The 12,363-nt window shown below is 60.9% G+C and carries 6 protein-coding genes; 2 read left to right on the forward strand and 4 right to left on the reverse strand.

Annotation, left to right across the window (positions count from 1 at the left end; all coding sequences use genetic code 11):
- The first annotated feature begins 123 nt into the window (after nucleotides 1-123).
- Nucleotides 124-2,646, forward strand: coding sequence for an AAA family ATPase (locus A5692_RS11615; protein ID WP_068056005.1), 2,523 nt, complete (start codon nucleotides 124-126; stop codon nucleotides 2,644-2,646).
- 2 nt (nucleotides 2,647-2,648) lie between these two features.
- Complete coding sequence (locus tag A5692_RS11620; RefSeq protein ID WP_068056008.1) at nucleotides 2,649-3,989, forward strand: McrC family protein; 1,341 nt, start codon at nucleotides 2,649-2,651, stop codon at nucleotides 3,987-3,989.
- Nucleotides 3,990-4,105: 116 nt separating this feature from the next.
- On the opposite strand, the gene A5692_RS11625 is transcribed toward A5692_RS11620, so the two are convergent.
- The 4 genes from A5692_RS11625 to A5692_RS11640 form a co-directional block, all read right to left on the reverse strand.
- Entirely contained in the window at nucleotides 4,106-7,297 is a 3,192-nt protein-coding gene (locus A5692_RS11625) for a type I restriction endonuclease subunit R (protein ID WP_068056011.1), read from the reverse strand.
- Nucleotides 7,298-7,472: 175 nt separating this feature from the next.
- Nucleotides 7,473-8,687 (reverse strand): restriction endonuclease subunit S, encoded by a 1,215-nt coding sequence (locus A5692_RS28220; RefSeq protein ID WP_082962607.1) that lies wholly within the window; start codon nucleotides 8,685-8,687, stop codon nucleotides 7,473-7,475.
- The gene (locus A5692_RS11635) at nucleotides 8,684-10,306 is read right to left on the reverse strand and encodes a class I SAM-dependent DNA methyltransferase (protein ID WP_068056016.1); all 1,623 of its coding nucleotides are present in this window, start codon (nucleotides 10,304-10,306) and stop codon (nucleotides 8,684-8,686) included. Before A5692_RS11635 ends, A5692_RS28220 begins: the two co-directional genes overlap by 4 nt.
- Nucleotides 10,306-12,189, reverse strand: a complete 1,884-nt coding sequence (locus tag A5692_RS11640) for a hypothetical protein (protein ID WP_082962609.1) — start codon at nucleotides 12,187-12,189, stop codon at nucleotides 10,306-10,308. Before A5692_RS11640 ends, A5692_RS11635 begins: the two co-directional genes overlap by 1 nt.
- Nucleotides 12,190-12,363: the final 174 nt, after the last annotated feature.

Genomic DNA, 12,363 nt, shown 5'->3' on the forward strand with positions numbered 1-12,363 from the left:
GCGGCTTGTCGGCCAAGACTCCGAGTCTCACCCCTCACCGTTCTGGTCTATCCCGCGGTTAGCAATGTCGATAACGTCGAACCAATCCCGCAACAAGCAGAACCACCGACTCGCGGAGAAGCCTTGATCGACAGCAACCAGCACCAGAGCATCATCGACGCCCTTAATACGTGGGACCGACAGGCGACCGGGAAGCGCGTCGCGGAGGCCACGGCACTGCGGGAAGATTTCGTCAACCGGTTCCCCAAATCGGCATGGCCCTCGATGTCGGTCGAGGACTACGCCCTCGGGCAAGGCAACAACGACGTGGTTTCGTACTGGCTCGAGTTCAAGACGAAGCCGGTCGCGAGCATGAGCGGCGGCTCGGCCCACAAGCACCTAATTTTCAAACGCGCAGCTGAAAAGGTCTGGCAGTACCCGAAGGAGTACACGTCCATCGAGGAGGCATGGAACGCGGTGCGGGCCGGCTTCGTCGAGATCCTCGGCCTGGCGTCGCAGGGCCAGTTCGACGAAACCGACGATGTCAAGGTGCTTACCGGAGCGCAAGCCGTCAGAGCCAAGCTGCTGTACCTGTACTTCCCCGACGAGCTGATCCCGGTGACGTCGAAAGAAGCGATCGACCACTTCCTGCAATCTCTCGGGGAAACTCCGCTCCCGTCGGTGGTTCGCGCGAACCGTCAGCTACTCGCCGCGCTGCGTGCAGTGCCGGAGCTGGCCGGGTTGTCCCCTCAGGAACTCGGCTACTTCGTCTACCACTGGAACGACCCGCGCACCTCGATAAAGATCGTGAAAATTGCCCCGGGTGAGCTTGCGAAATACTGGGAAGACTGCCGGAAGAACAGCTACATCTGTGTCGGCTGGGACGATGTGGGCGACCTGGCGGAGTTTGAGAGCAAGGAAGCCTTTCTCGACGCGTTCCGTCAGCACTTCCCGTACAACGGCGCCGAAGCGGTAGTCAGTCGTAAAGCGAACGAATTATGGACTCTTCGCGAGCTACAGCCGGGCGACAAAGTCATCGCGAACCGCGGTACCTCCGAGGTTGTCGCCGTCGGAACCGTCAATGACGTCGGCTACAAGTGGCGTCCAGAGCGCCAGGAATATCGGCACACTGTCGGTGTTGACTGGGACACCTCGGCCGCGCGTGTCATTCCACCGGTCAAAGCATGGGCGATGACCACCGTGTCGAAGGTGTCGGCAGCGCTTTACCGGAACATCCTGGGAGCCTCGGGACCCCTCATCACGAAAACCGTCGAGCCCGACCGCATTTACCGCAAGCTAGAGGAAGCTCTCGAACGGCGCGGGCAGGTCGTGCTCTATGGTCCGCCAGGGACCGGTAAGACGTATGCGGCACGACGGGCCGCGGTCTGGCTGCTCGAAGGCGGAAGTTCGGACGACCACGCTACAGCGCTCCTGAGCGACGAGGCGGCTCTTGTTGAGCGTGAGAAGCAGCTGAGTTCGACGCGCGCGCCATCGCGCCGCGTGTGGTTCGTGGTCGCCAACCCGTCGCAGTGGTCATGGAGTACCTTGTTCGCCAAGAAGACCGAAGACTTCAAGTTCGGTAGGCTGCAGCGGAACTACCCGAACGTGCGAGCCGGCGATCTCGTGGTTGGGTACGAGGCGAAGCCATTCAAGCGCATTGTGGCGCTGGCCCGCGTCACCGGAGAGTATGACGTGCAGGAGGCGCCGTACCTCACCCTCGAACCAGTCACAGCAGTCGACAACGGATTGACATACGAAGAACTTCAGGCAGATCCGGTAATGGCCGAGAGCGAGCCGATAAAGTGCCGCTGCCAAGGAACACTTTTCGCGCTGTCACCTGTCGAGGCCGACCATCTGCTGGCCGTCCTAGGTGACCGCGATCCGCGCGTCGCATCAGTCGGTGTGCCGAGCGTCCAGCGGCTCACCAGCATCACCTTCCACCCGTCCTACGCTTACGAAGACTTCATCGAAGGCTTCCGGCCGAAACAAACTGCCGAAGGCCAGATGGCCCTAGTATTGGTCGACGGAGTTTTCAAACGCGTCTGCGATGCCGCCCGGGCTCATCCGAACACGCGCTATGTCGTCCTGATCGACGAGATCAACCGCGGCAACATCCCGAAAATCTTCGGCGAGTTGATCACGTTAATCGAGAAGGATAAGCGGGGCTTCACCGTCCAATTGCCTCAGAGCGGAGTCAATTTCGCGGTTCCGCCGAATGTCTTGATCATCGGCACCATGAACACTGCCGACCGTAGCGTGCAACTTCTCGACACTGCGCTTCGACGCCGGTTCAGCTTCCTCGAGCTGCTTCCCGAAAGTGACCTCCTCGAGGGCGCTACTGCCGGCGGACTGGCGCTCGACACATTTCTCGACGAGCTGAACCAGCGGATCCGGCAGCGGTTCGGTCGTGAGAAGCAGATCGGGCATGCGATGTTCTTCCATGAAGACGGCATCGTCGACACCGCCCAGTCTTTCGCTTCGATGTTCCACTACGAACTGCTGCCGCTGCTGCAGGAGTACCTGTACGAGGACTACACCGAGTTGCGGAATCTCCTCGGCGACGTCATCGATGTCGGTAGTCAGCGGATTGCTGCCGATGTAGAAGACGATCCCGAGGCGTTGTGTGCCAAGCTGGCGGCCAATTTCGACGCTAGTGCGTCTGCGTGACAATGGATCTCTATCGTTTCGGCGAATACGAGACCAGGGTCATCGACAGCCCCCGGCCAACTCCCGGAGACAAGCGGCTAGCCCACGACCTGGCTGCTGGCGGCGGCCTCGCCCCGCGCATGGATGTCGACTGGCTGGACGGCGGTCAGGTCAAGGTGACCACTCACTCGTGGGTCGGAGTGGTGCGCTTCTCAGCCATAGAGATTCGCGTCGTGCCGAAATTGATCGGCGGAACGCTTCGCGTTCTTCGCATGATCGAATACGGCGAAAGTATCAGGCTACTCGCACGGTTACCGACTGACCGCCCGTTGCCCGGCGAGGGAACCGATCTCTTCGACCTGATTGTCATGCTGCTAACGGAAGAGACCAAAGCCCTCATCCGCGACGGCCTAATTCGCGACTACCACTCGGTCGACGACAACGTCAACGTGCTGCGCGGTCGCTTACGTGTCCGCGAACAGTACTTGCGCCGGTATGGCCAGCTACACCGAATCGAATGTTCCTTCGACGAATTCGACGGCGATATACCGGAGAATCAACTGCTCGCGGCGGCACTTCAGGCAGCAGCGCCGCGAGTAGGCGATCTCGAAGTGCGCAACAACGCGCGCGCGTTCGGCGGCCTCATGAACGAGGTCTGCGAAGTACGGACACGCGAAGGCGACTGGTACGCCAGAAATATCCGTTACGGACGCCGAAACTCGCGATACCGTTCTTCGCACGCGCTGGCGCTGCTGGTACTTGAGGGACTGGCGCTGAACGATCACGTCGACAAATCAACCCTCAACCTGACCTCGTTCATGGTCGACATGAATGCGATATTCGAACGGTTCGTCACGCGACTGGTCATCAATTCGCTTGCAGGCACACCGCTTCGCGCGCGAGCTCAGCAGTCGATCCGTGCAGTGATCCTCGACGAGGAGACTGGCGACACTTACAGCACGATCCGGCCCGACCTGCTCATCGAAGACATAACCACCGGACACACTGTGCCGATTGACGTGAAGTACAAGCTCTACGATGCGGCAAAGAAGATCAGCTCTACTGACATCTACCAATCATTCGTGTACGCATACTCAATAGGCGCCGATTCAGACAATCCCCGAGCCGGGCTGATATATCCCTCGACAACTTCGATTTCTGGTCCCGCTCTTTACATCAAGCCCGTCGCTGGCGCGAAGGCGGCGCGTGTTCGAGGCGCCGGTGTCGACGTTTCCGCGGCTCTCGAAGCTATAGGGAGTCCAGCCGAGGGACCGCTGCACGAACGGGTGCGTGCGACAATCCGCGAGGTCACCGGTCTACCACAAGCTCCGGATGTGTTAGCGCTGCGAACGTCCCCAACGTGACACCTTACATTTGGAGTTCCGGCCCTGTTTGCTGTCGCGATTCTGACCGCCCGTCGCCAGTTCACCTATCACGGGGGTGCTTTCCCGTTACATGATGCGTCCAGATTACCTACTTTTCAGGAGGTCGCCGTAGCCCAGCTTCGGGCGTATTGCGGTGCTAGATCTTCCATTTGCTCAATGACAAGCTTGATGGCCAGGGGCTGCTTGTCCGGCGGGTACTTGTACTTGACCAGCAGCCGTTTGATCGATGACCGCAGCTTGGCACGCACGTCGTCACGGACGGTCCAGTCGGTCTTCGTGTCACGCTGCATGACGCCGACGAGTTCACGCGCAATCTGCGCGAGGACGTCCTCTCCCTGAAGTTCGACCGCGGACTCGTTTTGCGCCACAGCGTCGTAGAACGCGAGTTCGTCATGGGAAAGCGGAGGGCTGAAGTGCGCACCACGGTTGCCCTCGGCCGCAACCTCCTTGGCCATTTTGATCAGCTCGGCGATGACCTCAGCCGACGTGAGCTGCTGGTTGGTGTAGCGCCGCATCAGCTCGGCGATCCGCACGGAGAATGTACGCTGCCGCACCAGGTTGTGCTTGGTGGCGGCAGCTGACTCCTCCATCAGCGCCGCGCGCAGCGCCTCGATTGCCAGGTGGGGGTTGGTGGCCTGTTTGGCCTTGGCTTCGAACTCAGGCCCGAGATCCGACAGCGACGGCTTAGGCAGCCCTGCGGCGTCATAGATGTCAACGATGCCGTCCGACGCGGTCGACTCGTAGACCAGCGTGGAAAGCATTCGTTTGATCTCTTCGGGGATCGGCTTTCCGGCGGCCTGACGCTCTTGGGCGTCGAACTTGGCCATCCAGACACGGGCCTGCTCATAGAACTTCACCGTGGGGCGTAGCGATTCGAGGGTCTGGCTGCCGGCGCACAACAACCAAGCGCGGGATAGGTTGTTCGCCAGCTTGCGGAAGCGTTCGGCCAGCGTGGACTCCCCTTCCTCAACCTGGTTGCCGGGCGTGGACGGGGATCTCAGGTAGTTGGTGAGTCCGACCGCCGCCTTCATCCAGCCGTGGTTCGCTGCGACCTTGGCGCGCCAGTCGTACCCGGAGCAGAGTTCGTCGAGCTGGCCGAGGAGGGCCTCGGTCAGCGCGACGGCTTCGTCGAGGTTCTTGCCGACGGGCTTTTTCTCGCGGTCGGTCTTGGTGTACTCGGCCAGCGCCTGATTCAGGTTTTCGACCAAGGGTGCGTAGGCGACAAGCAGGCCGTCCGGCTTGTCGCGGAAGGTGCGGTTGACGCGGGCTAGGGTCTGCATCAGCAGCGCTCCCTTGAGGGGCCGGTCAAGGTAGAGCGTGTGCAACGGGGGCGCGTCGAACCCGGTCAGCATCATGTCCTTGACCAAGACGATCTGCAGCTCGTCGTCGGGGTCACGCAGACGCTTCTGGATCACCTTGTTCTGAGCGTCTCGCCGCACGTGCTTGGCAACTAGCCCCTGGTCCTGCGCGGTGCCAGAGTAGACGACCTTGACCACGCCCTTGTCTATTGCGTCGTCATGCCAGTGTGGACGCAGTTTGATGATCTCCTCATAGAGCTGCGCGCAGATCTCCCGCGTAGCACCAACGATGAAGGCTTTGCCTGGCGCACCGATGAACTTACGCATCTCCTGAGACCGGATTTCCCAGTGCGTAACAATGTCTTCTGCCAGGACCGCGAGTCGCTCGGGGGCGCCGTAGACCGCGTTGATAACAGCAACCGACTTCTCGATCTGGTCGCGTTCCACGTCGTCGAGGCCGAGGGTCGCCTCGTCGGCGGCGTTATCGAGGTCTTGTTCGGTAACGCCTTCTGCAAGAGTCACTTTGATCAGGCGTGGTTCAAAGAACACCGGAACGGTCGCCTTGTCCTCGACCGCGCGGGTCAGGTCGTACACGTCGATATCGGGGCCGAACACCTCGCGGGTATCGCGCTCGGCGCTGGTGATCGGCGTTCCCGTGAACGCTATGAATACCGCATGTGGCAGCGCGTCACGGATGTGGCGGGCGTAGCCGTCGAGGTCGTCGTAGTGGCTGCGGTGGGCTTCGTCGACCACAATGATGACATTGCGGCGGTCGCTCAGCAGGGGGTGATCAGCACCCGAATCGCGTTCGGCCTTGGTCAAGCTGAACTTCTGCAGTGTGGTGAAGTAGATACCACCTGTGACGCGGTTAGCTAGTTCATCGCGCAGTTGGGTGCGGGTGGCGACCTTGACGGGTGATTCGGCAAGCAGCCGTGACCGGTTGAACGTTTCGTAGAGCTGGCTATCGAGCTCCTTACGGTCGGTAACGACGATCAGCGTGGGGTTCTTAAGCTTGGGTTGTTCAGCGACTAGGTGTGCGTAGAGCTCCATCTCCATCGACTTGCCCGAGCCCTGGGTGTGCCAGACGACGCCGGCCTTGCCGTTGCTGCTGGCGGCGGCGACAGTTGATCCGACCGCCTTGGTGACGGCAAAGTACTGGTGAGGCTTGGCGATTCGCTTAGTCAGTCCATCGGCACCCTCGTCGAAGGCAGTAAAGTTACGCAGGAGTTGTAGGAATCGCTCAGGATTGAACAGCCCCTCGATCAGAAACTCCAGTTCAGTGCCCAGGTGTATGTCGTCGTCGACGATTCCGAAGGAGACGGGTTCACCGTCGTCGTCGACGTTCCACGGCGCGAAGTGCTCCAGCGGTGTGAACGGGGTGCCGTAGCGCGCGACAATGCCATCGCTGATCACGTTGAGCACCGCGAAACGGAACGCCATCGGAAACTCGCGCAAGTAGGTCCGCAACTGGGCGTGAGCGGCGGCGATGTCTGCCTCCACCGATCCGGCTTGCTTGAGTTCGAAGAACACCACCGGCATGCCATTGAGGTACAGCACGACGTCGAAGCGCCGCTCGTGCTCGGAGCTGCGGATCGTAACCTGCTGTACCGCTAAAAGTTCGTTCTCATCGGGGCGGTGGCTGACGAGCCGGATGGTCGGGTTCTGTTCGATCCCATCGTTGTCGATATAACTGATGCCCCGGTAACCGCCCACCAGGTATTGGTGGAGCCGGTAGTTCTCGGTAATCGCGTCCTGCGATAACGGCTGCAGGATGGCCGCACGGGCCTGATCAAGGTACTCGACTGGCACATCCGGGTTCAGGTCGCGCATCTTGGTCAATAGCCGGTCCGGCAGCACCAGCTCGTCCCAACAGGGACGGCCGTTATTTGTGCCGGGTGCGATTTGGGACCCGTGCTGCGCAGGCCATTCCTGGGCGGCAAGTGTTTCCAGCGCGATGGATTCCCATTCGGCTTCGCTGAATGCGGTCACCGCTCCCCCTTGATCGTGAGCCGGTAGCCTTGGCGGCGATCATTGCGAGCATTGGTCTGTGCGACTTCACTTGCGTCGCACAACAAGCGCAAACGGCGGCCCGAGCACTTTTGACAACTGCCTCGCACTTCTTTTGCTGCCTGTTCTTCCGCAAGACATCGTCGTCCTAGACGCGTCATAAGACCTCCGGTACGACAGGTTCAACATCCTTAACCTGGACCTTGCCCGATATGAGCAATGGGAGGAGCTCGTCGCGAACAGTTGCCAAGCGGACAGATTCGCGCTCGGCCTCGACCATGGCCTCGTGGAGCGACCGCAATGAACCGGCTATGACTTCCTGCTCGTGCATGGGCGGAACCTCGATCTCCCAGTCACCCATGGATGCCAGACCTATCCGAGGCACAGTGGCTCCATGAATTGTCCGTGCTGCGATTATCCGCTGAAAGGTGGGGCTGAGGTAGAAGTGCAGCAGGAAGTGTGGGTCCACACGGTTTCGGTCGGGCCGCAGCAATGCCATGCGACGGCCAAGGCATGCGCGGACCCCTTCGGGCATCAACGCTGCCTCACCAAGTCGAGTCTCGTAGGAGAACAGCAAGTCCCCCGGCTGCGGAGTCACCCGACGCGTCCACTTCAAAAAGTCTGACTCGGAGACATGGTCTGATTCGCTGAGGTCCAGCCGACCAGATTTCAAGCTGGAGATATTCAGGAAATAAGGTCCTTCAGCGCGGCGAGTCGGCGTTGCGTGAGGCCCATCGAAGAGCTCACCCAAGTCGCCGAACTTCATGCTGCACAGCACGATGCCGGTTGAGCGCATGAGGTCAAGCGCCATCGTATTTGCTAGAGCAAAGGCATTCCGGGCAACGTGTTCATTCGTTTCAATCTTATCCTCGAGCGCGCACAGCACATCAGCAATCGCACTCTGTTGAGGTATCGGGGGTACGGGTACCCGTAATTTGGGTACATCCTTAACATTCAAACTGCTAAACACGGCACCAACGTTCATCATCCGTTCGACTTCGGACCGCCAGCTGGGTGCACGCGTTGCCCAGCGAAGAAATCGTTGGTCGATATGGCTGCCGTCTGAGCGGAGCAGGACCAGATTTTGGCCGATCGCACACGCCAACCCGTCTGGGATCGGCGCCGAGTCTCCGACCCTTCCACGCCGGGTTACCACGACGTCGCCCCCCTGTGGGCGTGTCCGTCGCGTCCAGGCGGCGAAATCTGTGTCGCTGATCCGTCGGGCATTTCGGATGTCCACCCGGCCGTTAACGATGTCTGGAATAGCGATATAGGGGTAGCCGCTTTCTTGTGCAGCAGGCGTCTTGTGCTCACAGTCCAAGACCGCAACACCGACAGAGCCAAGCGGCTTGAAAGGCACAACTTCGTTCACGACAGCCGCTCCAACTGCTCCCGAACGATCTTCTCCAACCGGGCCGACTCGTCGAATGCCGCCAGCAATTCGGTCTTCAGGCGCGCGATCTTCTGGTCGATCGGTTCACCGTCAGCCTCCACGTCGGGAGCACCAACGTACCGCACCGGCGTCAACGCGTAGTCGGAAGCCTTGATGTCCGCCAGCGTCGCCGACTTGCAGAACCCCGGAATGTTTTCGTAGGTCAGGCCTTTGTCTGCCGCTGATGGTGAACCCCGCCAGGCATGGTAGGTGTTGCCGATTCGAACGATCTCCTCGTTGAACAGCGCCCGCTCGGCGCGGTCCACCATGTAACCGAGTTCGCGTGCATCGATGAACAACACCTGGCCGGTACGATCAATCGAACCTTGCTTTCCCGCTGCCTTGTCCTTGGCGAAGAACCACAGGCACACCGGAATCCCGGTGCTGCGGAACAACTGTGTCGGCAATGCGATCATGCACGACACCAAGTCGGCCTCAACGATCTGCGCGCGAATCTGACCTTCGCCATTGGAGTTCGACGACATCGAACCGTTGGTCATCACGACGCCGGCTTTACCGTCCGGCGCCAGCTTGTAGAGGATGTGCTCAATCCAGGCGTAGTTAGCGTTGTTGGCCGGGGGCACTCCAAAGCGCCACCGCAGATCCTCCTCGTTGCGGGCCCAGTCCTTGATGTTGAACGGAGGATTGGCCAGGACGTAATCCATCTGCACGTCGGGGTGTTGATCGCGGGCAAAGACGTCGCCCCAGCGCGCGCCTAGACCCTTATTGTCGATGCCATGGATGGCCAGATTCATCTTGGCCATCCGCCAGGTCTCCTCGATGGCTTCCTGACCGTAGATCGCGATGTCCTTGGGATCGCCATCGTGCTCGTAGATGAACTTCTCCGTCTGTACGAACATGCCGCCCGACCCACAGCAAGGGTCGTAGACCCGGCCCCGTATCGGTTCCAGCACCTCCACGATGACCTTGACCACGCTGGGCGGGGTGAAGAACTCCCCACCCCGTTTGCCTTCTGCGCGTGCGAAATTGCCGAGGAAGTACTCGTAGACCTCCCCCATAAGGTCGCGGGCCTTGTGCTCACCTTGGCGGCTGAACCGCGCGCTGTTGAACAGGTCGATCAGCTCACCTAGCCGGCGCTGGTCGATGTTGTCCTTGTTATACAGCCGCGGCAGGGTGGCCTGGAGAGTCGGGTTGGCGATCATCACCGAGTCCATCGCCTCGTCGATCAACTGTCCGATGGTTTTGGCGGGTTCCCCACCGACGGCCGGGCGGCCTTTGGCGTTCTCCGATAGGAACTTCCAGCGGGCTTTGGGTGGTACCACGAAAACGCCGTAGCCCTGGTACTCCTCGGGGTCGTCGATCAGGTCCTCAATCTGGCCGGCGTCCAGCCCGTCCGCTTCGAGTTCGGCATGGATGGCCTCGCGGCGCTCGTCGTAGGCGTCGGACACGTACTTGAGGAAGACCAGGCCCAAAATCACGTCCTTGTATTGGCTGGCCGATAGTGATCCGCGAAGCTTATCGGCAGCTTTCCACAGTGTGTCCTTGAGCTCCTTCATGTTCGAAGGTGCTTGCGGTTCCACCTTTTTCCTCGGTAGCATCAGTGCCCTTTCTCGGTGTGCGCCGCGGTGATCCCGGGCGTGGTGGATTCGGCGTCGAGCGTCAGGGCACCAGCAGCCACCCCGTCGATCAATGCCTTCGTCAAGTCGTTGACGGCATCAATACGACGATGCGCCTCGGCTTCGAAACGTTCGATCTCGTCAAGCGCCGCTTCTATACGGTCGGCTTCGTCTTTAGACATCTCCGGCACGGCCCAGGTCTGCCACTCGGATCCGATGGGTGCAGTGCCGTTGATGATGGCGGCGAGCAGCCGTGGCCCGAATTCAGCGGTGGCCGAAAGCCGCAAGATGCGCGCCGGCGAGGCCACCATCGCACCTCCCCGGTGGTCCACCCACGCTCGCGGGCGCGGACGTTCGACGAATATAACGTCACCGGGTTCGGTACGCACCGCACGCGGATAACGCTGCTCGGCATCGAGCGGGTCGAAGGCAATCCCACGGGAATGCTCGTGAGGCAATACAATGACAGTGCCCTCCGGCGAGGCGCCCTCTTCATTGATCCGGTTGCCGCGCTTGATGTTCAGCTGTTTGTCGTCCCGCAGTTCACCGAGTGAACGGTGACGCAGGCGTAGCCGGCCTGGTGATGGCCGCACGAATATGTCCAACGTGGCTAGCGGTTCGGTGGTCACCAGCGTCGCCGCGTGCACGCGCTCGACGTGACCAATTGCCTCCGCTGCGCGCAGCACAGGCGCCTTGACTCCTCGGGGTACCAACGGCCCCGAGACAAGGACGCCGGCGAGGTCGATCCGACGTGCGTACCGATAGGCGCGATTCTCGTTGCGGCCCAACGCCCCGGCGACATCAGCGGCCAAGTCGGTCAACTCCAGCTGTTCCACTGCGCCGAGGTCGGCGACCCAGGGATGGTCGACTTCGGCCGCGCCGAGGCAAACCCACAATGCGAGGCTCTGTCGATGCGCCTCCCGCCACAAACCACGCGAAAGCCTAATCGCGGCAACCACATTACCGACTCGCAGGATGCTGGCGCGGCGGTACTGCAGCTCACCCTTGAGATTGTCGGTCAACACTTCCGCCGAGCCGACCAGAACGGCGACCTGCCCGCGTGGTAGGTCAAGCACCAGATCATCGGCAGCGTCAAGTACGTCGGGAAGACTTTGTCCGATCGCGGAGACAAACGTGATCGCCCGGTCGGTGGGTAGGCAATCGACAACCACGTCGCTGATCATCGCGCGCCTGCGAACCGAGCGGTCGTCGGTGACGAGCGAAAGATTTGCCTGCGCCGCCACCCGCACAGACAGCGAGTTTCCGTCTGTCCGCAGTGCCACCCCGTCGCTTCCGAGGTGGACAGCACATGCCTTCACTACGACGCTGAGCAGCTCCACCGCTCCGGCGGTGAGTTCCCGGCCCCCTGCCTGTCGTTTCAGGCGTCCGCCATCCAGTCGTGCCAAAGCGTCAGACGGGCCGAAGGACGCCTCCATCAGGTCGTCGACATACTGCAGCACCGTATCTGACGGATGGAGTTGTCGGATTTCCCGCAAGAGCAGACTGTCATCAGGATCGTGCTCGGCCGCAGTGCGCACGCGGTCGTTGTACGTGGTACCGCTCAGTTCTTCACCGGTGATGACCCGCCACGCCAGCAGTGTGATGACTTCTTCCCAGGAAGCGCCGTCGGGCACAGCCACCGCGGGCGCATCCAGACTGGCGTCGGGGTTGTTGCCGCGACCACTGCGGCGTAGATACTCCACGACCTCGGCAGGCGAGAAGTGGTCAACGCCGTCGATGGTCTCCACCGGCGACGGGAACGGCATCGAAACACCGCGCACCGACGCCCGATTTCGCCACATGCTCACCACTGGACGGCGTACCTTAGCGAGGTCGGCGATGTCTTGCATGGTCATGGTGCCCATCGCCACCCTTTCTCCCGCTCGACGCTTCCTCCGAAACTAAAATCCGACTGCTTGTCAGTCAACGATATGTTCTGATAAGCCCGTTTATCGAAGTTTTCATTTGCCAGATCATGCCATTGGAGCGATTGTGGGTTCACCCCGCCGCCAATGGGCGGCATAGCCCAGGAGGAGGAC

It is taken from the genome of Mycobacterium sp. E342 (assembly GCF_001667665.1).
Lineage (GTDB): Bacteria > Actinomycetota > Actinomycetes > Mycobacteriales > Mycobacteriaceae > Mycobacterium.

Coding starts and splice junctions, on each gene's coding strand:
- A5692_RS11620 (WP_068056008.1), top strand. CDS start 2,649: ATGGATCTCTATCGTTTCGGCGAATACGAGACCAGGGTCATCGACAGC.
- A5692_RS11635 (WP_068056016.1), bottom strand. CDS start 10,306: ATGCTACCGAGGAAAAAGGTGGAACCGCAAGCACCTTCGAACATGAAG.
- A5692_RS11640 (WP_082962609.1), bottom strand. CDS start 12,189: ATGGGCACCATGACCATGCAAGACATCGCCGACCTCGCTAAGGTACGC.